19 protein-coding genes, 1 tRNA gene and 1 pseudogene are annotated in these 19,611 nt (G+C 72.8%); 12 read left to right on the plus strand and 9 right to left on the minus strand.

Translation table 11 applies throughout. From position 1 onward, the window contains the following. Window positions 1-240 precede the first annotated feature (240 nt). On the plus strand, window positions 241-1,935 hold the full coding sequence (locus tag AB0H52_RS01065) for a hypothetical protein (protein WP_357944387.1): 1,695 nt from the start codon (window positions 241-243) through the stop codon (window positions 1,933-1,935). Further along, entirely contained in the window at window positions 1,928-3,400 is a 1,473-nt protein-coding gene (locus AB0H52_RS01070) for a glycosyltransferase (RefSeq protein ID WP_151487523.1), read from the plus strand. The genes AB0H52_RS01065 and AB0H52_RS01070 overlap by 8 nt, the downstream gene beginning before the upstream one ends. A gap of 71 nt (window positions 3,401-3,471) precedes the next feature. On the opposite strand, the gene AB0H52_RS01075 is transcribed toward AB0H52_RS01070, so the two are convergent. Together AB0H52_RS01075 and AB0H52_RS01080 are read right to left on the minus strand one after the other, a co-directional pair. Further along, window positions 3,472-4,848, minus strand: coding sequence for a sugar transferase (locus AB0H52_RS01075; RefSeq protein WP_357944390.1), 1,377 nt, complete (start codon window positions 4,846-4,848; stop codon window positions 3,472-3,474). Window positions 4,849-5,127: 279 nt separating this feature from the next. Further along, window positions 5,128-6,216: an LCP family protein gene (locus tag AB0H52_RS01080; RefSeq protein WP_357944512.1), complete on the minus strand. Its 1,089-nt coding sequence runs from the start codon at window positions 6,214-6,216 to the stop codon at window positions 5,128-5,130. A gap of 93 nt (window positions 6,217-6,309) precedes the next feature. Between AB0H52_RS01080 and AB0H52_RS01085 the strand changes: the two genes are divergently transcribed. From AB0H52_RS01085 to AB0H52_RS01095, 3 genes are all read left to right on the plus strand, one after another. Beyond that, window positions 6,310-6,591, plus strand: coding sequence for a hypothetical protein (locus tag AB0H52_RS01085; RefSeq protein ID WP_357944519.1), 282 nt, complete (start codon window positions 6,310-6,312; stop codon window positions 6,589-6,591). Between the two features lie 4 nt (window positions 6,592-6,595). Then, on the plus strand, window positions 6,596-7,414 hold the full coding sequence (locus AB0H52_RS01090) for an MOSC N-terminal beta barrel domain-containing protein (protein ID WP_151487522.1): 819 nt from the start codon (window positions 6,596-6,598) through the stop codon (window positions 7,412-7,414). Window positions 7,415-7,572: 158 nt separating this feature from the next. Further along, window positions 7,573-8,559 (plus strand): expansin EXLX1 family cellulose-binding protein, encoded by a 987-nt coding sequence (locus AB0H52_RS01095; RefSeq protein ID WP_151487521.1) that lies wholly within the window; start codon window positions 7,573-7,575, stop codon window positions 8,557-8,559. Between the two features lie 4 nt (window positions 8,560-8,563). Here AB0H52_RS01095 and AB0H52_RS01100 read toward each other — a convergent pair whose 3' ends face one another. The 3 genes from AB0H52_RS01100 to bcp all read right to left on the minus strand — a co-directional run bounded on the left by AB0H52_RS01100 (window position 8,564) and on the right by bcp (window position 9,829). Then, a complete protein-coding gene (locus AB0H52_RS01100) occupies window positions 8,564-9,112 on the minus strand; it encodes a GNAT family N-acetyltransferase (protein WP_192580064.1) in 549 nt (182 codons plus the stop codon). Between the two features lie 92 nt (window positions 9,113-9,204). After that, window positions 9,205-9,287: transfer RNA gene (locus AB0H52_RS01105), tRNA-Leu, on the minus strand. Window positions 9,288-9,352: 65 nt separating this feature from the next. Next, window positions 9,353-9,829, minus strand: a complete 477-nt coding sequence (bcp, locus tag AB0H52_RS01110; protein WP_357944395.1) for a thioredoxin-dependent thiol peroxidase — start codon at window positions 9,827-9,829, stop codon at window positions 9,353-9,355. 190 nt (window positions 9,830-10,019) lie between these two features. Between bcp and AB0H52_RS01115 the strand changes: the two genes are divergently transcribed. The 4 genes from AB0H52_RS01115 to AB0H52_RS01130 are packed head-to-tail and all read left to right on the plus strand — an operon-like array spanning window position 10,020 to window position 12,770. Next, window positions 10,020-10,736 carry an energy-coupling factor ABC transporter permease gene (locus AB0H52_RS01115; RefSeq protein ID WP_151493294.1) on the plus strand — a complete coding sequence of 239 codons (717 nt, stop codon included), beginning with the start codon at window positions 10,020-10,022 and terminating at the stop codon, window positions 10,734-10,736. Next, the gene (locus tag AB0H52_RS01120; RefSeq protein WP_357944398.1) at window positions 10,733-11,230 is read left to right on the plus strand and encodes a PDGLE domain-containing protein; all 498 of its coding nucleotides are present in this window, start codon (window positions 10,733-10,735) and stop codon (window positions 11,228-11,230) included. Before AB0H52_RS01115 ends, AB0H52_RS01120 begins: the two co-directional genes overlap by 4 nt. A gap of 14 nt (window positions 11,231-11,244) precedes the next feature. Next, window positions 11,245-12,015, plus strand: a complete 771-nt coding sequence (gene cbiQ, locus AB0H52_RS01125; protein ID WP_151493292.1) for a cobalt ECF transporter T component CbiQ — start codon at window positions 11,245-11,247, stop codon at window positions 12,013-12,015. Further along, entirely contained in the window at window positions 12,012-12,770 is a 759-nt protein-coding gene (locus AB0H52_RS01130; RefSeq protein WP_357944401.1) for an ABC transporter ATP-binding protein, read from the plus strand. Before cbiQ ends, AB0H52_RS01130 begins: the two co-directional genes overlap by 4 nt. A 67-nt stretch (window positions 12,771-12,837) precedes the next feature. On the opposite strand, the gene AB0H52_RS01135 is transcribed toward AB0H52_RS01130, so the two are convergent. The 4 genes from AB0H52_RS01135 to AB0H52_RS01150 are packed head-to-tail and all read right to left on the minus strand — an operon-like array spanning window position 12,838 to window position 15,776. Continuing rightward, the gene (locus AB0H52_RS01135; RefSeq protein WP_357944404.1) at window positions 12,838-13,923 is read right to left on the minus strand and encodes a hypothetical protein; all 1,086 of its coding nucleotides are present in this window, start codon (window positions 13,921-13,923) and stop codon (window positions 12,838-12,840) included. Next, on the minus strand, window positions 13,920-14,636 hold the full coding sequence (locus tag AB0H52_RS01140; protein ID WP_151489011.1) for a thioredoxin domain-containing protein: 717 nt from the start codon (window positions 14,634-14,636) through the stop codon (window positions 13,920-13,922). Before AB0H52_RS01140 ends, AB0H52_RS01135 begins: the two co-directional genes overlap by 4 nt. Further along, window positions 14,629-15,153 carry a MauE/DoxX family redox-associated membrane protein gene (locus AB0H52_RS01145; RefSeq protein WP_357944407.1) on the minus strand — a complete coding sequence of 175 codons (525 nt, stop codon included), beginning with the start codon at window positions 15,151-15,153 and terminating at the stop codon, window positions 14,629-14,631. Before AB0H52_RS01145 ends, AB0H52_RS01140 begins: the two co-directional genes overlap by 8 nt. Window positions 15,154-15,185: 32 nt before the next feature. Continuing rightward, the gene (locus AB0H52_RS01150; protein ID WP_151489013.1) at window positions 15,186-15,776 is read right to left on the minus strand and encodes a sigma-70 family RNA polymerase sigma factor; all 591 of its coding nucleotides are present in this window, start codon (window positions 15,774-15,776) and stop codon (window positions 15,186-15,188) included. A gap of 202 nt (window positions 15,777-15,978) precedes the next feature. On the opposite strand from AB0H52_RS01150, the gene AB0H52_RS01155 reads away from it, so the two are divergent. From AB0H52_RS01155 to AB0H52_RS01165, 3 genes and pseudogenes are all read left to right on the plus strand, one after another. Beyond that, window positions 15,979-17,649: a copper resistance protein CopC gene (locus tag AB0H52_RS01155; RefSeq protein ID WP_151489014.1), complete on the plus strand. Its 1,671-nt coding sequence runs from the start codon at window positions 15,979-15,981 to the stop codon at window positions 17,647-17,649. 17 nt (window positions 17,650-17,666) lie between these two features. Further along, window positions 17,667-18,392 (plus strand): YcnI family protein, encoded by a 726-nt coding sequence (locus AB0H52_RS01160; RefSeq protein ID WP_151489015.1) that lies wholly within the window; start codon window positions 17,667-17,669, stop codon window positions 18,390-18,392. Window positions 18,393-19,059: 667 nt separating this feature from the next. Then, a pseudogene (locus tag AB0H52_RS01165) lies at window positions 19,060-19,356 on the plus strand (hypothetical protein); the annotation flags it as partial. Window positions 19,357-19,611 lie beyond the last annotated feature (255 nt).

Consider the following 19,611-nt stretch of genomic DNA (forward strand, 5'->3'; position numbering starts at 1 on the left):
ACCGGGCTGGCCCTGGCTTTGGTCGCCGGCAGCCGGTTCGGCGTTGTTGTCAGCAGGGTTCGATGTCAGCGAAGGCCGGCCGGACCCGATCTCGGGGCAAAGGCAGCGATGGGTTCCAGAGGAACTGTGACTGATTCCGACACGGACGACGCGGGCATCCGTCCTCCCGAACAGTCCCCCGAACGGGGCACGACCGACAATCCCGATTCCGGGATCCACCTGACGCGTGTCCTGAACTGGGTGCTCGATCCCCGCCCGCCCGTCACCGCCGGCGCCCGCCTGATCTGGTGGGCGTCCTGGGCGTTCGCTGCGTTGTCGGCCTTCTACATCGCCTGGACCGTGCCGTCGTTCCTCGGCGTCGTCTTCGCGGTCGCGCTTCCGCTGCTCGTGCACCGGCTCCCCGTGACCGGGATCGTGCTCGTCGCGGTGCTCGCTCAGGAGATCAAGCCGAACGGGCGCTTCGGCGAGCTGACCACGCTGGGCTACCCGGCGTTCATCAGCCCTGGCAAGGCCCCGATCATCCTGCCACTCGCGGTGACGGCGGTTCTCGCGGCCGCCGCGCGGTGGTGGCCGCAGGCCCGCCCACCGCTCCGGTCGGTCGGCGTCGCGCTGCTCGGGCCGGCCGTTGGCCTCGTCGTGCTGGCTGTCGGCAGCGGCCTGTTCCACGGGCAGTCGGTCTTCTCCGCCGTCAATCAGAACGCCCGCCCGTTCGTTCTGCTGGTGTTGGGCCTCCTCATCGGCATGAGCCTGCGGTGGCTGCGGGCCGACCAGCGATTTGGCAGAGCGACGGTCTGGGCCGCGCTGATCGGCCTGCTGGTCGCGGCGGCCGTCGCCATTCCGCTCGGTGAGGCCGCCGACGACCGGCTCAGCGCCTACTTCATCTACTACGACTCGGCGCTGCCGGCGATCGCGGCGGCGGTGTTCATCGGCGTACTCGGGGACAACGGATGGCGCTGGGACTGGCGGCACATGCTCCTGGCGGCCGGCATGCCACTGCTGATCCTGATCAGCTTCCGCCGGAGTGTCTGGGTCGCGGCGCTGGTCGCACTCGTCGTCGTTCTTGTCCTCACCTGGCAGCGGTGGCAGCGGGTGTTCCGTCAGTTCGGGTTCGCTGCCCTGGTCGTGGCGGTTGTCGTGCTGGCCGCGCCAGGTTTCGCCGCGGATCTCGGCCTGCGCAGCGCGGGCAGCTTCGACCTCGCCAGCGGTGGGCCGAGCGCCAGTGCCAGGCCGAGCCCGAGCGGCCAGCCGAGCCCGAGTGCCAGACCGACCGTGACCGGGACCTCGGGCGCGAGCGTCGTGCAGGGCGGCGTGCCAACCGCGACCGGCAAGCCAACCGCGACCGGCAAGCCAACCGCGACCGGCAAGCCGCGTCCGGCCGGCGGTGCGGGTGACAGCCCACGCCCGAACGGTGGTGCGAGCGCGAGTGGCAGTCCGAGCCGGTCCGCCTCCGTGGCACCGGGCCGGCCGGTGCGGACCCCGCCGGCTCAGGAGAGCGCGAAGCACCAGGCCGAGTCCACGAGTGGGCACCTCAACGACCTCCGCCTCGGGTGGGACTACGTCCGGGCGAACGTCTGGACCGGCGTCGGCCCTCTCGCACCCCAGCTTCCGGGTCTGGCCGCCAACAACTCCGAGCGGGTGTACGTCCACAACGAGCTGCTGCAGGACTGGCTCCGGTACGGTCCGCTGGCGCCGCTGCTCGTCATCCTTTTCCTCGCGGCCGCGGCGCTGGCGGCGTTGAAGGCCGTCCGCGATCCCGAGAGCGACGTGGTCGTCCGGTCGGCGGCAGCGCTCTGCCTGATCGCGCCGCTGTGCCTGATGACCGCGCCGTTCCTGTCGGAGACGAGTCGGTGGCCGCTGGTGCTGGGCATCGCGGCGGGCATCGTCGTCCCGGTCTTCCTCGGCCGGGGGCGGCGCGAGGGGCAACCGGGTGAGTGACACCTCGCCCCGCGCGCTGCGGTTCGCCCTGTGGGCCCAGCGTCAGGCCCACGTCGTGCCAGCGCCGCTGCGCCGATTGGGTGGACGCACCCTGCGCCGGTTCGCCAACCCGGGCGAGCAGACGTCGCGCCCCGGCGAGGACTGGTCGGTGCCGCTCGTGCCGGGCAGAGGCGCGGGCGACCTGGAGGCAATCCTGCCGATGGCCGCCCAACCGCCTCCGTCGGTCCCGCCGCGCGCCGTCGAGATCGGCGGTGCCCGGCGGGTACGATGCGCCATCGCCACCGGGGTGCTCGACGTCGGCGGCGCGGAGGAGGTGGCCGCGTTCCTGGCCCGGCGGCTCCCGGCGCACAGTGTCGACACCGCGGTTATCTACACCGGCACGCGGCTGCCCGGGCAGGACGGTGCGGGCGGCCGGCTGGCCCGTGCCCTCGCCGACGAGGGTGTCGCGACCCACCTGGTGACGCCCGGCGACGCCGCCGGTTGGATACGCTCCTGGCGCCCCGACGTGATCAGCGGGCACAACGCGGACGACTGGCTGCTCGACGTGGCCACCGAGGTCGGCGTCCCGTGGGTGGAGACGCTGCACGACATGCACCGCTTCTACCACCCCGATTCGTGGGCGCCGGAGGGCCGGCGGGCGCAGCGGATCGCCGTGCAGGTCGCGGTGAGCGACCTTGTCCGTCAGCAGTACCTCGTGCGCAACCCGGGCTACCCCGGAGACCGCCTGATCACCGTGCCGAACGGCGTCGACGGCTCCCGCGTCCTGCGGGTGGACCGGGCGCGAGCCCGCGCCGCGCTGGGGCTGACCGACGAGTTCCTCTTCGTCTCGCTGGCCCGATACTGCTTGCAGAAGAACACGTTCGGCCTGGTGACGGCCTTCGCCGACGTGGCCGCCAAGCATCCGAAAGCCCACCTGCTGGTGGCCGGCCGGGCCAACGACGACCTGCTGTACTACGAGCAGACCCGGCAGGCCGCCGCGTCGGTGCCGAGCGCCGACCGTATCCACCTGCGGGGGCACTGCGCGAACCCGTTGGCGCTGCTGGCGGCGGCGGACGCCTTCGTCCTCGACTCCTTCTTCGAGGGCTGGTCACTGGCGTCGATGGAGGCGCTGGCGGCCGGGGTGCCCGTGGTGCTGACCGACGTCGGTGGTGCCCGGGAGCAGTTGGCGAACGGCCGACGCGGGCACCTGGTCGCCAACCCGGCCGGGAACGCCGAACTCGTCGACTGGCAGGTGATCAACGATCTGCGGTACCGGCCGCAGGGCAATCGCGCCGACCTGGTCGCCGCGATGTCGTCGATGATTCGCGAACGCGCGGCGTGGGCCGCCGGCCGTGAGCGACTGCGGGAGGAGGCGATCGGCCTGTTCTCCCCGGACGAGTCGTTGGCCGGGCACGCGCGGGTGCTGCGTGCCGTGGCGCTCGGCGGGCAGTTGCCCACCGAGGGCCGGCGGGCCGACGACTCCTGAGACCACCTGGCGGCCGACGTGTGACGGCACGGACGGCCGGCCCAGGTGGGGCTACCCTCGGTGGTCGCTGGTCATCGGCCACCGCCGCGAAGGACCTCGGCGACGGTACGCAGCACGACCTTGATGTCGAGCCAAAGCGACCAGTTCTCGATGTAGTAGTTGTCGAACCTCGCCCGGTCCGAGATAGGGGTGTCGCCGCGCAGGCCACTGACCTGTGCGAGCCCGGTGAGGCCGACGGGCACCCGGTGGCGCATCGCGTAGGTGGGGTACTCGATCGAAAACTTCTCCACGAAGTGTGGCCGTTCCGGCCGGGGGCCGACCACGCTCATCTCGCCGCGCAGAATGTTCCAGAGCTGGGGCAGTTCGTCGAGCGACGTGCGGCGCATGAACCGGCCGACCGGACCGACCCGCTGGTCGTGCGCGATTGACCAGGTCGTCTGCGACTCGCTCTCGTCGGCCGGCCGCATCGAACGGAACTTGATGACCTTGAATGGCGTGCCGTATCGGCCGATCCGCTCCTGGTGGAAGAAGATGCCCCGCCCGCCGTCGAGGAACGTCGCAATCGCGCAGAGCAGCAGCACCGGGCTGAGGACAAGTAACGCCACCGCCGCGAAGACCACATCGGATGCTCGTTTGACGGCCCATCGTGGACCGGAGAGTCTGGTGTCGCCGATCTTCACGATCGGTATCGCGCCGATGTGATCGGGATATCCGCCCAGGGACCGGGAGCCCCACAGACGCGGCACCGCCCAGAGGTCGGAGCGGGAATTGACCGCCCGCAACAGGATGTCCATCAGTGCCGACTCGGAACAGTCCGGGTCGGCGATGACCAGGACGTCGCATTCCAGCATCTCGGTGAGCTTTTCGAGATCGTCGAGAGTGCCGATCAACGGAACCGACCCGACGCCCTCGTCCGTGGAGACGTCGACACAACCGACGAACCGCAGACCGTACTGCGGGTAGCGCCGCAGCAGCCGGGCGAGCTCCAGCCCCACCGGGCCGCTGCCGATGATGATGGTGTTGTGCTCCACCCACCGGCGCTTGCGGGCGACGATGGTGGACGCCCTGCTGAAGGCCCGGCCGACAATGACCAGGCCGGCGGAGAGCGCGACGCCGCGCATGAACCCGCCCACGTAGTGCACCGAATCGTGGCGCTCGGCCGCGATGATGGCGACCACCGCGGCGGAGGCCAACAACCGTCCGCAGATGCTCGGCAGCTCGTCCAGGATGCCGACGTGCCGCCGGGCCCGGTAGAGCCCGCCCGAGGCGAAGATGGCCACGGTGAGCGCCGCGTTGGCCAGCGTCCCCCGCCAGTAGTTCTGGCTCAGCAGCAGGGGAACGAGCAGCGCGACGACGTCGATGGGCGCCGTCAACATCCAGGCCCGCAGCCAGCGCGTCCGCTTCGAGGCGCGGGACCCGGCGTACGGCAGGACCGCTGTCGTGTCCATACCGGGGCGGACGGTCGCTGTCGCCGACACCCTCTTGGGGGCGACGACAGGGCTCGCCGTAGCTGCCCTCTCGTCGCCGTCCGCGGCCTGCTGCGCACCCGCCTGCGGTGGCGGCTCGCCGAACTCCGTCCGTATCGCACCCGGATAACTCATGACCGGTTGGCTCGACATGGTGATCCTCCCCCGTGAGCCCCTCCGGCGTAATTCATAGCCAGGGGGCGATCGCAGGTTACGACCGCGTCAGTTGCACCACCAGAGCCGGCACGGCATTCCTGTCTCCTACTTTGCGGCGGATGCGATGTCGGCCACCGAATCGCGGCGAACCGCGTCGAAGACGCGCTGCGCCTTGCCCTTGTCCGCGATCACGACGCTTTCACTGCCGATTTGGCCCGTCCCCTTGGTGGGGCAGGTGTAGAACGCGAGGTTGCCGCCCCGGAGATGACGAAGCTCCATCGAAAGGTCGACAAGGGACAGTGAACGGTCGACGGCCACCGAGTCAGCCGTGGCCTTGACGAACGAGTTCAGCTTGGCGGGATTCGCGAGCACGCCACCGGAGGCGGCCTTGTCCAGAATGGCCTTGATGACCTGCTGCTGATGCTTGATCCGGGTGAAGTCGCCGTTGGCGAAGGCGTAGCGCTCACGGGCAAAGTCCAAGGCGGCCGCCCCGTCCATCGTCTGCCGGCCCTTGGTGAACTCGCGGCGGCCGTTGGGGTTGAGCGAGTGGGTCGAGGTAAAGCTTTGCTCCACGTCGATGTCCACACCACCCAGCGCGTCGACGATCTCCTTGAAGCCGGAGAAGTCGACCATCGCCACGTGGTCGACGCGGACGTTTGTGAACTCCTCCACCGTCTGGACCATCAGCGGGACGCCACCCCACGCGTACGCCGCATTGATCTTGGCGTCGGTGCCGCCGCGCCCCTCCTTCGACCTGGGCACGTGCACCCAGGTGTCGCGGGGGATCGAGATCAGCTGAGCGCTCGACCGGTCCTTCGGAAGGTGGGCCAGGATAATGGTGTCCGATCGGGAGCCCGAGGCGTTCTGCGTGTCGCGGGAGTCGCTGCCGAGGATCATGATGTTCATGGCGCCGGTCACCACGGGCTGGGGGCGCGACTCCTCGGGAACGCCGCCGAACGCGTCCACCCGCTCGATGTCGGAGTTGATGGAGCGGAAGTAGAGGCCGCTCGCGACCACGCCGCCGCCGGCGAGCACCGCCAGCACCACGAGGGTGATCAGGACGATCCGTTTCCACCGGCGCCGGGGCCGGGGTGATGGTGAGGTGATCTGCTCGCCACCAGCTGGCTGCCCAGGGTCGACCGGCCCGGTGTTCGTCGGAGGGTTGAGTTCTGCGGTCTGGTCTGCACGCGCCATGACGGCGATGCTACTGATTCGCGTTCCGGCTCGCGCACCCTCGTCCGGCCAGGATCGCCCGCCGATGGTGGGAGGACCGTCGGCCGGCGATCGGTGACATTCCGCGGGTGGCTCGACGAGATCGAGTCCGACCAGGAGTTGCGCCGGCACATCGAGCGGGCTACCGCAGGCGCCGTACGGCGTGGGCTGGCCGACGGGCAGTCCACTACGCCCGACGGATCCGTTGGTCCGCGGAGGTCCGTGATGGTCCGCGCCACCCGCCCGGCGCACGCCGTGGAACCGAAGCTCGCGCCCGGTGCGATCCTTCTCGCCGACAACGTCACCACCACCAAAGTGCTCGCGGAGCACGCCGAGCGCATCGGCGTGGCATGGTAGCCGGGTGCGGCTGACCTCGATCCACACGTACCCGGTCAAGGGTTGTCACCGGCTCGACCACGACGGCGCGTTCGTGCAGCCGTGGGGCCTGGCCGGCGACCGACGCTGGATGGTGGTGGACGCCGACGGCGTCGGCGTCACCCAGCGGGAGACGACCCGGCTGGTCGGCCTGCGCGCCACCGTGCGCCCGGGGGCCCTGACGCTGCGCGCCGACGGGCGGCCCGACCTCGACGTGCCCGAACCGGTCGGCGGCGACCCGGTCCTGGTGCGCACCTTCCGCAGCCGCAAGCTGCCGGTCCCCGCCGTGGCGGCGGGTGCGGCGGCCGACGCCTGGCTCGGCGCGTTGCTCGGCCGGCCGGTCCGGCTGGTCTGGCTGGCCCGGCCGACCCGCCACCTGGCCGCCGAGGGCCGCGAGTACGACACCGGCGACCAGGTCAGCTTCGCCGACGCCTACCCACTGCTGCTGACGAACGCCGCCTCCCTCGACGCGCTCAACGGCTGGCTGGCCGAGGCGGGGGAGGAACCGGTGCCGATGACCCGGTTCCGGCCCAACCTGGTCGTCGACGGCGCGCCGGCCTGGGCCGAGGACGGCTGGGCCGGCCGGTCGCTGCGCGTCGGTGACCTGCGGATGCGCGCCGCCGGGCCGTGCGACCGCTGCGTGGTGACCACCACCGACCAGGAGACCGGGGTACGCGCCAGGGAGCCGCTGCGCACCCTGGGGCGCTACCGCAACATCCGGCAGAGCCTCCTCTTCGGACTGAACGTGGTCCCGATCGACAGTGGACCGGTGACGGTCGGCGACCAGGTCGTCATCGAGCCCTGACCGGCCGGGTCCGGTCGCCGCCATCGCGAGTCGCGCGGTCCGGCCACACCGGCCGCCGGTCCGCTGCGGGAACGCTCCGGTCACCGTCCGTCGATGCTGTCTTAGCTTTGGCTTAGCCCGCTTGTCCGGGCACTTGCGGGTCCGGCACCATCGCCGTCGTGACGGACGGAAGCGCTCCCGCGGTCGTCGACATCGACATCGACCTGGACCGGGCTCCCGACGACCCGCCCGCGTCCTCGTCCGGCCCGCTGCCCTGGCTGGTCGCCACCGGCGTCACCGTCCTCGCGGCGGCACTCGGGCTCACCCTGGCGCTGCGCTCCGGCTCCACCCCGGCCTGCGCCGCCGGTCGTACGCTCGCCGCGCCACCCACCGGCACCACCACGCACAGCGGCAAGGCAACCTTCTACGACTCCAACGGCGCCGGCGGCAACTGCTCGAACCCCGCCGCACCCGCCAACCGGCTCTATGTCGCGCTCGGCCCGACCGAGTACGCGGCCGGCGCCGCCTGCGGCGGATTCCTCGACGTGACCGGACCGAAGGGCACCGTCCGAGTCCTCATCATGGACCAGTGCCCGGAGTGCGCGCCCGGGCATCTCGACCTGTCCCGGGAGGCGTTCGCCCGGATCGCCAACCCGGTGCAGGGCCTCGTCCCGGTCACCTACCGCGCGGTGGTCAACCCGCCGCTGCCCGGCCCCCTCACCTTCCGGATCAAGGAGGGCGCGTCGCAGTGGTGGTTCGCCGTCCGGATCGGCAACCACGGCAACCCGTTGCGGACCGTGGAGGTCCGCCAGGGTGACAGCGGTCCGTGGCGTTCGACCGCCCGGCAGGACTACAACTACTGGCTGATCCCCTCCGGCGCCGGGGCCGGCCCGTTCCGCGTCCGGGTCACTGACGTGTACGGAAACCAGGTCACCGTCGCCGGCATCCGGATGGCCCCCGGCCAGATCCAGACCAGCGCGGTCCGGATGTACGGGTCGGGCGCGTCGACCAGTTCGCGGAAGTCCCCCTCGGCCCGGCCGTCCGCCACCCGGCCGGGCGGTACGCCGACACCGGCCCGCCCGGTCGAGGTCGCGAGGGCGAGCGCGCCGCCCGCCGAAACGCCGTCGACCCGTCCGGCCGGGGCCACCGCCCGCTGGTGCGGCTGACCGCTCAGCGGGCTGTCTGGCCGGTCAGCCCGTCGGCCGTCAGGTCGAGCCACATCAGGATCTCGTCCCGGTCGTCACCGGGCGCCACCCGCAGCGCGCCCGGGAGTCGGCCGATCTCCCGGTACCCGAGGCGGCGGTAGAACCCGTCCAGCCCCAGCCCGTCGCGCACCGTCACGTGCAACGCCTCGTGGCCCATCTCCGCACCCAGCCGGGCGGCCTCGCGCATCAACGCCGCGCCGTACCCGGTGCCCTGGGTGTCCGGGTGGACCATCACCCGCTTCAGCACACACCAGTGCGCCTTCAGCGGGAAACGGTTGTCGGAGAAGATCAGCACGGCGACCAGCCGGTCGCCCACGTACCCGACCAGCAGCCGGTCCGGCCCCTCGGCGATGCCCGCGAAGGTCGGGTCGGCGATCGTGCGGACGTCGGCGGCGGTGACCGGCGGCACGAAACCCACCGCCCCGCCAGCATTGCTGACGTCCGTCCAGAGGTCGACGATCGCGCCGCGCAGGTGGGGCGTCAGGTCGGGGTCGAGGACGAAGCGCAGACTCACGGCGCCCATCCTGACCCGGTGACCGGGCTCCCGACCTCAGATCGTGACGTGCCTGACAACCGCCGATCGGGCGCGTGGTGCTCGTTGATGTGTGCGGGAGAGGGGATTCGAACCCCTACGCCCTTTCGGACAATAGGACCTAAACCTATCGCGGCTGCCGTTACGCCACTCCCGCCAACTCGCTGAGTCTAGAGCGTCCGGCCCCGACGGTGTCGAGCCCGGCCTCCGTCAGCTCGACGGTCAGTCCAGGCCGAGGTCGCGGCGGAGCTTGGCGACGTGCCCGGTGGCCTTGACGTTGTAGAGCGCCCGTTCGATCTTGCCGTCGGCGTCGATGACGAAGGTCGAGCGGATCACGCCGGTCACGGTCTTGCCGTAGAGCTGCTTCTCGCCGTACGCGCCGTACGCGGTGAGCACCGACCGGTCCACGTCCGACACCAGCGGGAAGGTGATCGCGTCGCGGTCGCGGAACTTCGCCAGCTTCTCCGGCTTGTCCGGGGAGATGCCGACGATCTCGTACCCGGCCGCCTGGAGGGAGGCGAGCGAGTCGCGGAAGTCGCAGGCCTGCTTGGTGCAGCCGGGGGTCATCGCGGCGGGGTAGGCGTACAGGACGACCTTGCGGCCACGCAGGTCGGCGAGGGCGAGCTGGTCGCCGGTGTCGGTGGGCAGGGTCCACTCGGGGGCGGGGTCGCCGGGGGAGAGGCGGTCGGGCGCGGTCATGGCCCGACCCTACCGCCGGGCCGGCCGGTGCTGCCGGTGCCGGCGCGCCGCAGCCCGGAACGCGCCCAGCGGGGCCGACCGGGGGTGATCAAGGCCATCCGTTGTTGCCAGGATCTGGCAACAACGAGGCATGGGAAATAGGCTGACCCACGCCGGCCCCGGACGGGTCCGCTGACGCGTGGGAGGTCGCGTGGACACACTGGCGATGCACATCTCGAACGGGATCATCAATGGTCCCGTGGCGGCGGTCTTCGCAGCACTCGCGCTCGCCGTGCTCACCGGCTGCGTCCTGCGCGGCCGACGTGACCTGGACGACCGGCTGGCACCGATGGCCGGCCTGGTGGCCGCGTTCATCTTCGCCGTCCAGATGCTCAACTTTCCGATCTTCACGGCCGGGGTCAGTGGTCACCTGCTCGGTGGCGCGCTCGCCGCGATGCTGGTCGGCCCCTGGGTCGGCGCGCTCTGCGTGGCCGTCGTCCTCGTCGTGCAGGCGCTGATCTTCGGCGACGGCGGCGTGGCGATGCTCGGTCTCAACATCACGAACATGGCGCTGCTCGGCACCGCCGCGGCGTACCTGCTGATCGCCGTGCTGCTGCGGGTGCTGCCCCGTACGCCCGCCGGCCTGGCGGTGACCGCCTTCGTCGCCGCGATGGTCAGCGTGGTCGTCGCGTCGCAGGGCTTCGTCCTGCAGTACTGGCTCGGCGGCACCACCGACCTGGGCGGCAACCTTGCCGGCCTGGCCGGAACGATGGCCGGCGTCCACCTGCTCATCGGCATCGGCGAGGGCCTGATCACCGCGACCACGGTGCTCACCGTCGCGAAGGTGCGCCCCGACCTGGTGTACGCGCTGCGTTCGCTGCGCAAGCCCGCCGCTCCCGCCGTCCCGGTCGCCGGAGGTGTCCGATGAAGAACCGCACCTGGGCCTTCCTGGCCGGCGGCCTGCTGGTCGCCCTGCTGCTCGCCGGCGTGGTGAGCAACTACGCCTCGTCCCACCCGGACGGGCTGGACTCGTCGCTGCTCAAGGGCTGCACGGTCGACGCCGACGACACCATCGTCGCCGGTAGCTGCCCGGCCCAGCAGGCGAAGGACCACGAGCTGGCCGGCAGCCCGCTCGCCGACTACGGCGTCCGCGGCGTGCGGAACGGCTTCGTCTCCACCGGCCTGTCCGGGGTGCTCGGGGTGCTGGTGACCTTCGCGATCGGCGCCGGCGGCTTCTGGCTGCTGCGCCGCCGAGGCACCGCGCCGACCGCCGGCGACGCGCCGACCGCCGGCGACGCGCCGACCGCCGGCGACGCGCCGACCGCCGGCGACGCGCCGACCGCCGGCGACGCGCCGACGTCCGCCGAGGGCGACGCCGTGGAGTCCACCGACGAGCGGCGCCACGCCGGCGCCAACGGCTGAGCAGGGGTACGCGGATGGGTGCCGGTCACGGGCACGTGCTGTACCGCGAGTCGGACTCGCCGGTGCATCGGCTCCCGCCCGAGGTCAAGATCGCGGCGATGGTGGTCTTCACCATCGCCGTGGTGGCCACCCCGCGCGAGGCGTTCTGGGCCTTCGGCGCGTACGCCCTGCTGGTGGCCGTGGTGGCGGCGCTGGCCCGGGTGGGGCCGCGGTGGCTGCTCAGCCGGGCGTTGATCGAGCTGCCGTTCGTGCTGTTCGCCGTCGCGCTGCCGTTCCTGGGCGCCGGCGAGCGGGTCGACGTGCTGGGTCTGCGGTTGTCCGAGGACGGGCTGCACGGCGCGTGGAACATCCTGGCCAAGGGCACCCTGGGCGTCCTCGCCTCGCTGCTGCTCGCCGCGACCACCACCACCCGGGACCTGATCGTGGGGTTGGACCGGCTGCACTGCCCGCAGGTGCTGACCCAGATCGCCACGTTCATGCTGCGCTACCTGGACGTGCTGGTCGGCGAGGCGCGGCGGATGCGGGTGGCCCGGATCTCCCGGGGTGACGACCCGCGCTTCCTGTGGCAGGTGCGTGGCTTCGCCGCCGGGATCGGGGCGTTGTTCCTGCGCGCCTTCGAGCGGGGTGAGCGGGTCTACCTGGCGATGCTGTCGCGGGGTTACACCGGGCGGATGCCCGCCGTGTGGCAGGGCGACGGCGCGGCGACCGCCGGCCAGTGGCTGATCGCGGCGACCGTACCGGTGGTGGCGGCCTCCATCGCCGCCACCGCCGTCGTGCTGACATGATCGGTGCCGTGCAGACCGCTGTCTCGCTGGACGTTCGTGGCGTCCGCTACGCGTACCCGGATGGGCACGTCGCCCTGCACGGTGTGGACCTGACGGTGCCGCGCGGCGAGCGGGTGGCGCTGCTCGGGCCCAACGGCGCGGGCAAGACCACGCTGGTGCTGCACCTCAACGGCATCCTCACCCCGACCGAGGGCAGCGTGAGCGTCGGCGGGCTGACCGTCACACCGGACCGGGCCACCCTGTCCGAGGTGCGCCGCCGCGTGGGCATCGTCTTCCAGGACCCGGACGACCAGCTGTTCCTGCCCACGGTGGCGGAGGATGTGGCGTTCGGGCCGGCCAACCTGGGCCTGCGTGGGGCGGAGCTGTCGGCCCGGGTCGACGAGGCCCTGGCGGCGGTGGGGATGGGTGAGCACCGGGACCGGGCGCCGCAGCATCTGTCGTTCGGGCAGCGCCGCCGGGTGGCGGTGGCCACCGTCCTCGCCATGCATCCGGAGATCCTGGTGCTGGACGAGCCGTCGTCGAACCTGGATCCGGCGGCCCGACGCGAGCTGGCCGAGATCCTGCGCGGCCTGCCGGTGACGCTGCTGATGGTCACCCACGACCTGCCGTACGCGGCGGAGCTGTGCGAACGTTCGGTGATCCTGGACAACGGCCGGATCGTGGCTGACGCCCCCACCCCGACGTTGCTGGCCGACGAGACCCTGCTAGCCCGCCACCGCCTGGAACTCCCCCACGGCTTCACCCCCCCGGCCTAGCCCCCCGGGTCCCCGCTTTGCCGCGAAAGCCACAAGAGTGCACCACAAACTGCAAGATCGCGGATGGTCAGCGAGGCTGGGTCAGGGCTGCCGCGGCGGCGCGGGAGGTGGCATGCAGGCGGAGGATGCCGGCTGCGGTCGCACCCGCGCCCGTGATCAGCAGCGCCGCCACCATGACCCGGGCGGCCTCGGGGGGCCAGGGCACCGGGGCGATGGAGCGGGCGAAGACCGCGGCGTTGCCGGTTCCGGCGAGCAGCGCCAGGCAGGCTCCGCCCAGCGCGACCACGAAGTCGGCACCCGGGCGGCGGGCCAGCGCGTAGCAACCGGCGGCGATCGCGCCGAGGCCGGTGAGCAACGACCAGACCTGCCCGGACAGCAACCCGATCAGCACACCCCCCACGCCCCGCGCGCCGGCGTCCACCTCCCGCCCGACCGGGTACACCACGGCGATCGCACCGCCGACGATCAGCAGCGCCCCGAGCGCGGACAGCGCCCGGGACCCGGCGGGGGAGGCGGCGGCGAGCAGGCCGAGCGCCCCCACGGCGAGCAGCCCCACGATGGTCACCGCCCACCAGGTGTACGTGTCCGGCGGCGGCACCCAGTCCAACGTGCCGTCGATCCGCGCCGGGTCGGCGCCGTCGCGCAGCGGGACCGTCCAGTCCCGGACCCGGTGCTCGCGATCCGGTGCGGCGCGTACCGCGTCCGGCGGCGCCGACTCCTGCCACAGGGCGCGCTGGTCGTGCCAGCGCACCGTGCTGCCGTCGGCGATCCGCCGCCACGACGGAGCCGCCGCCGGGTCGGCGTCGGCGGGTAGCGCGGTGTCACCGGCGAGGGTGCGGTTCAGGTATGTGGCGGGGGAGCGGCTGTTCTCGAAGACGCCGTCGGGGCCGATCCGCAGGTACGGCTCGCCGGAGTAGCCGATCACCTCGATCGGCCGGCCGGTGTGGTTGGTCAGCTCCAGGCGGGCGCCGGCCTCGACGACGCGTACCTCCAGGCCGGGCCGGGCCGGGGTGACGCCGGTGGCCCGGGTGCGGTAGTCGGTGCCGTCCGGGGCGTCCGCGCCGTGCGCGGCGGCGGGCGCCGCGGTGAGCAGGGTCGCCGCGCAGGCGGCGGTGGCGACCAGCCCGGCACGGGCCAGCAGGGTACGGATCACTTGCCGGCCGCCGCCACGGCTGCGCTGAGGCCCTGCGGGGTGCGGTCGGCGAGCGGCTGACCGTTGATCAGGATGGTCGGCGTGCCGGTGACGTCGCTGCGGCTGGCCTCGTCGGTGACGTGCGCGGTCCACGTCCGGTACGTGCCGTCGGAGACGCAGCCGCCGAACGAGCCCCGGTCCAGCCCCACCCCGGCACCGATGTCGATCAGCTCGTCGTTGCTGAGCCCGGCGCTGCCCTCCGGCGGCTGCTTCGCGAAGAGCGCCTTCGCGTACTCCCGGAACTTGCCGCCGGCCGCGGCGCAGCCGGAGGCGGCCGAGGAGCGGGTCGAGTACTCGGTGGTGGAGAAGCGGTTGAGGTACGCCACCGGGTGGTAGACGACCGTCGCCTTGTTCCCGGCCGCCAACTGCTCCAGGGTCGCCCCGCTGGTCTGCTCGAACTGGTTGCACGCCGGGCAGAGGAAGTCCTCGTAGACGTCGACGGTGACCGGCCCGCCGCCGGTGACGATGCCGGTGCCGTCGGCGTTCGCGCCGGGCGGGGTGGTGACGGTGTCCGACTTCTGGCTGGACCAGACGCTCCAACCGATCACGCCGGCGATGACCAGGACGGCGACGGCGGCGGCGGAGACCCAGATCGTGCGGCGGCGACGCCGTTCCCGGGCGAGTTGCTCGCGGACCACCCGGGCCGCGTCCCGCTGCCCCTTGCGACTACTCATCCTCGTCCTCCACAGCGGGTTCGCCGGACAGCCATCCGTCCACCGACACGGGCGTACGCGGCCAGATCAGCAGAAATCCGGCCAGCATCAAGAATCCCAGGTCCCGCAGGATCTCCGGGAGGTAACTGGGTGCCTGCCCCTGCGCCAGCTGCCCGCCACTGCCGAAACAGCCGCAGTCGATGGACAGCCCACGCGCCCAGGCCGAGGCGATCCCCGCGATGAAGACCACCAGCAGTACGGCGGACACCCCCGCGCCGAGCCGGGTGGCCAATCCGAGCAGCAGCAGTACGCCCAGCGCCAGCTCGACGAAGGGCAGCGCGGCGCCGACGACGGTCGCCACGTCGTACGGCAGCACCTGGTAGGCGTTGACGGCCCGACCGGACGCGGCCAGGTCGCCGACCTTCGACGCGCCGGCGATCAGCCAGACGGCGGCGAGGCCGAGCCGGGCCGCGACGCCGAGCCACGGCCGGACGCCGGGCCAGCGGCCGGCCCGGGTGGGGGGTGCAGTCACGCTCATTTGTCGTCCCGTCCGCGCCGGAAGTTCCGCGCTCAGCCGGTCAGGGCGTCACCGACCGCCTCGACCAACTCGTCGCGGGCCCGGGCGACCCGGGATCGGATGGTGCCCACCGGCACCCCCTCGACGGCGGCGGCCTCGGCGTACGACAGGCCGAGCAGTTGGGTGAGCACGAACGCGGCGCGCCGCTCGGCGCTCAACCGGCGAACCAGGTCGGCGGCGCCGAACTGCCCGGCCGGGTCGGGGTGCGGCCGGTCGGTGTACGCGTTCGCCGCCAACCGCTCGTCGAGACGGCGACGGCGGACCACGGTGCGCAGGTGGTCGGCGCAGGCCCGCCGGGCGATGCCAAGCAGCCAGGTGCGGGCGGTGGAGCGACCCTCGAACGCCGGCAGCGCCCGGAACGCCCGCAGGTAGGTCTCCTGGGTCAGATCGTCGGCGCTGTCGGTGTCGACCAGGGCCGCGGCGAAACGCCAGACCTCGGCCTGGGTCAGCCGGACGAACGCGGCCTGGGCGGCGGGGTCACCGTCGCGGGCGGTCAGCGCCCACTCGGTCGCCGGGTCCCGGACGGCGTCACCGGTCGGCTGGGCCGGACCGGAGGCGCCGGTGTCACGCGGGACGGGGATCACGAAAAACCAGGTTACGCGGCGCCCGGCGCAGCGTCAGGGTCCTTCGGCCCTTGGATGGTCTGCGCCACGTCGGGAACTTTTCGCCGCGCCCGGCCGACTACCTGCTCATGACACGCGACCAGGTACGCGCGGCACTGGTGGCTGGGTGCAGGTGAGCCGTTCACCCGCCTCGGGTCGCCGAGATCCAGGTCGGTCGGCGACCATGGCCGGCATGACTGTCGCCCCCCGCCGTTGGATCGCCCGGCTGGCCGCAGCCGCCGGCCTCCTGGTCACCCTCGTCGCCCTGTTGATCGCGCCGGGCACCCCCGCCAGCGCCCACGCGGTGCTGTCGAGCAGCAGCCCCGCCGCCTCGGCGGTGGTGCCGAGCGGGCCGTCCGCGGTGGTTCTCACCTTCACCGAGTCGGTCCGCAAGGTCCCCGACAAGGTCCGGGTGATCGCGCCGGACGGCTCCCGGGCCGACCGGGGTGAGCCGTCGTTCGAGGGTGCCGTGGTGACCATCCCGGTGGACCCGGCCGGCGGTCGGGGCACCTACCTGGTCAGCTTCCGGGTGATCTCCGCCGACAGCCACCCCGTCTCCGGCGCGTTCACCTACTCGGTGGGCGCACCGTCGACCCCACCGGTCGACTCCGGCAGCGACAGCCGCGCGAACCCGGTGGTGGAGAACGCGGTGAAGGTGGCCCGTTTCCTCGGCTACGCCGGCCTGGTGCTGCTGGTCGGGCCGGTGCTGGTGCTCGCCGCGCTGTGGCCGCGGCGGCTCTCCCGCCGGGGGCCGAGCCGGTTGGCCTGGACCGGCCTCGGCCTGGTGGCCGTCGCCACCCTCGCCGACCTGTGGCTGCAGGTGCCGTACACCGCCGGTGGTGGCCTCTTCGAGGTGACCGGCGAGGGGTTCGGCAGCGTGTTCGGCAGCGCCTTCGGCACCGCCCACCTGGTCCGGCTCGGCCTGCTGGCGGCCTCGGCGTTCCTGCTGCGGCCGATGCTGGCCCGCCCGTCCCGGCGCACCGACGCGATCATCCTGGGCGTGCTCGGCGGGGCCGCGCTGCTGACCTGGCCACTGGCCGGGCACCCGGCGGCGTCTCCGGCGCCGGCGGTGTCGGTGGTCGTCGACGCGGTCCACCTCGGCAGCATGGCGGTCTGGCTGGGCGGTCTGCTGATGCTCGGCGCCTTCCTGCTGCGTCGGGCCGACGAGCGGGAGCTGGGCGCGATCCTGCCGATCTGGTCCCGCTGGGCGGCGCTCGCCGTCTCGGCACTGCTGCTGGCCGGCACCGTCCAGGCGTTGATCGAGGTGGCCACCCCCGACGCCCTGTTCAGCACCACCTACGGACGGCTCCTGCTGGCCAAGATCGGCCTGTTCGCGATCGTGATCGCCGTGGCCGCGTACTCCCGGCAGTTGGTGCGTCGACGCACCGCCGCGCAGCGCCCGGTGCCGGTGCGCCGAGCGGTCCTGGTGGAGCTGGCCGTCACCGCGGTGGTGCTGGGGCTGTCCGCGACGTTGGTGCAGACCACACCCGCGCGGACCGCGGTGGCGGAGCCCTCGGGCACCCAGGCCGGCCTGTTCAGCACCACCCTGTCCAGCCCGCTCTACTCCCTGCGGGTCGAGCTGGACCCGGCCCAGCGGGGCAACAACTCGGTGCACCTGTACGCGTACGCCCCGGGCGGCCAGTCGCAGCCGCTGCCGGTGGAGGAGTGGAAGGCCACCGTGGCGCTGCCCTCGGCCGGGATCGAGCCGATCGACGTCCCGTTGCTGCCACTGGTGGACAACCACGCGTACGGCGACGTCAGCCTGCCGGCCGCCGGCGACTGGCAACTGAAGATCACCGTCCGTACGACCGACATCGACCAGGCCACGGTGACCGCCACCGTGCCCATCCGTTAGAGAGGTTCGCGAAACCCATGACCCGACTCCGGCGTACCGCAACCGCCGCTGCCGCCCTGGCGTTCACCGCCGTCGCCGTCCTCGGCTTTGCCGGGCCGGCCTCCGCCCACGTCACGGTGAACCCGAAGGAGGCGACCCAGGGTGGCTACGCCCGGGTGGCGTTCCGGGTGCCCAACGAGAGCGACACCGCGTCGACCACCAAGCTGGAGGTGGTCATGCCGGAGAACGCCCCGGTCGGTTCGGTGTCGACCATCCCGGTGCCCGGCTGGACGGTGGCGGTGGAGAAGCGCAAGGTGGACCCGCCGATCGAGGTGCACGGCAGCCAGATCACCGAGGCGGTCGCCAAGATCACCTGGACGGCCGCCGGCGACGCCGCGGTGAAGCCCGGTCAGTTCCAGGAGTTCGGAGTCTCGATGGGGCCGCTGCCGAAGGTCGAGTCGATGGTCTTCAAGACCCTCCAGACGTACTCGGACGGCAACGTGTCGCGCTGGATCGACGAGCCGCAGCCGGGCGGCGAGGAGCCGGAGAAGCCGGCGCCGGTGCTCACCCTCACCGCCGCGGCACCGTCGGCGTCGGCCACGCCGGCCGCCGCCGTGGCGTCGACCGACGACGACGATGACGACGAGGGCGACGGCCTCGCGGTCGGCCTCGGCGTGGCCGGTCTCGCCGCCGGCCTGGCCGGCCTGGCACTGGGCGGTCTGGCGTTCGCCCGGACCCGTCGGGAGCCGGTCGCCAAGTCCTGACCCCCCGCACATCCGCTGGCCCGCCGGACCACCCGGCGGGCCAGCGTGCTTTCCGGGGACGGGAGCCGCCCGTGCTGTGGATATCCCCTGATCAGACGGCGTACGTCGGTAAGGTCGGCCGGGTATCTGGCTACGGAGGGGGACGGTGCGAATGCGGTTCGTGCGGGCGATCGCCGGAATGCTGCTGTTGGTCATCGGGATTCCGGCGCTGTTCGCCGGCGGGGCGCTCTGGCTGGTGACCCGGCACGCCGACCCCGGTGGGGCCTTCGCCGCCCGGTTCGAGACGGTCCGCACACCGGGGCACGCCGTCGTGGTCGGCGACCTCGACCGGCTGCTGCGGGAGGAGGCGCCGTTCGCGCGTACCCCGCAGACCCGGCTGCGGGTGGACGCCCGCACGCCCGACGGCCCGGCGTTCGTGGGCTTGGCGCCCACCGCCGAGGTGCGTCGCTGGCTGGAGCCGGTGCCGCACGCCACGGTCCGCCGGGTCGCGCTGGCCCGGGGTCCGCTGCCGGTCCGGCTGGACCCGGCCGGCCCGGCCGTCGCCGCCGACGCGGCCAGCCCGCTGGGCCGCCCGTTCTGGGTACGCGAGGGCATCGGCTCGCTGGAGTGGAGCGCCGACGACGTGGCCGGCGAACCGATGAGTCTGGTGGTGATGCGTCCGGACGGCGGCGGCGACCTGGCCCTGGATCTGCGCGCCGAGTTGCAGGCCGCCTGGACCGGCCCGGCCACCTGGGGCCTGCTGACCGTTGGGGTCCTGTTGGTGGTGGGCGCGGTGCTGCTGCTGCTGCGACCGCAGCGCCCGCGCGAGGTGGTCTTCGTGGTCGAACCGGACCAGGTGCCGGTGCTCGCCGGCCGGCTGGGGGTCACCTCGCTCAGTGGCCTGGGCGTCCGGGATCCCGCGGCGGCCCCGCCGATGACCACGGTGCGGCAGCTCGCCCCGGTCGGCTCGGGTGAGCGACCCCGCTCGGCGATCGGTGCCGAGCCGGCCCGGCCGGCCACCCTCGCCGACCTGGACGCGCCAGCCGGGCAGCCCGGCCCGCCCGAGGTGACGTTGAGCCTGGCCTGGCCTCCCGTGGCGGCGGAGGCGACGGCCCGGCCGGTGACGGTGGAGGACAAACGATGAGCGGCCCTCCGCGCTGCCGACGCGGAGGGCCGCCCTCACCGGGGGATCGGTGCTACCCGAGCGAAGCTTGAGGTAGATGAGACCAGATTAACCCCG

The organism is Micromonospora sp. NPDC050695, from assembly GCF_040654415.1.
Taxonomy (GTDB): domain Bacteria; phylum Actinomycetota; class Actinomycetes; order Mycobacteriales; family Micromonosporaceae; genus Micromonospora.

Excerpts from the sequence above, each read along its gene's own strand:
- AB0H52_RS01075 (WP_357944390.1), bottom strand. The coding sequence starts at position 4,848 with ATGGACACGACAGCGGTCCTGCCGTACGCCGGGTCCCGCGCCTCGAAG.
- AB0H52_RS01080 (WP_357944512.1), bottom strand. The coding sequence starts at position 6,216 with ATGGCGCGTGCAGACCAGACCGCAGAACTCAACCCTCCGACGAACACC.
- bcp (WP_357944395.1), bottom strand. The coding sequence starts at position 9,829 with ATGACCGCGCCCGACCGCCTCTCCCCCGGCGACCCCGCCCCCGAGTGG.
- AB0H52_RS01120 (WP_357944398.1), top strand. The coding sequence starts at position 10,733 with ATGAAGAACCGCACCTGGGCCTTCCTGGCCGGCGGCCTGCTGGTCGCC.
- cbiQ (WP_151493292.1), top strand. The coding sequence starts at position 11,245 with ATGGGTGCCGGTCACGGGCACGTGCTGTACCGCGAGTCGGACTCGCCG.
- AB0H52_RS01130 (WP_357944401.1), top strand. The coding sequence starts at position 12,012 with ATGATCGGTGCCGTGCAGACCGCTGTCTCGCTGGACGTTCGTGGCGTC.
- AB0H52_RS01140 (WP_151489011.1), bottom strand. The coding sequence starts at position 14,636 with ATGAGTAGTCGCAAGGGGCAGCGGGACGCGGCCCGGGTGGTCCGCGAG.
- AB0H52_RS01145 (WP_357944407.1), bottom strand. The coding sequence starts at position 15,153 with ATGAGCGTGACTGCACCCCCCACCCGGGCCGGCCGCTGGCCCGGCGTC.
- AB0H52_RS01155 (WP_151489014.1), top strand. The coding sequence starts at position 15,979 with ATGGCCGGCATGACTGTCGCCCCCCGCCGTTGGATCGCCCGGCTGGCC.
- AB0H52_RS01160 (WP_151489015.1), top strand. The coding sequence starts at position 17,667 with ATGACCCGACTCCGGCGTACCGCAACCGCCGCTGCCGCCCTGGCGTTC.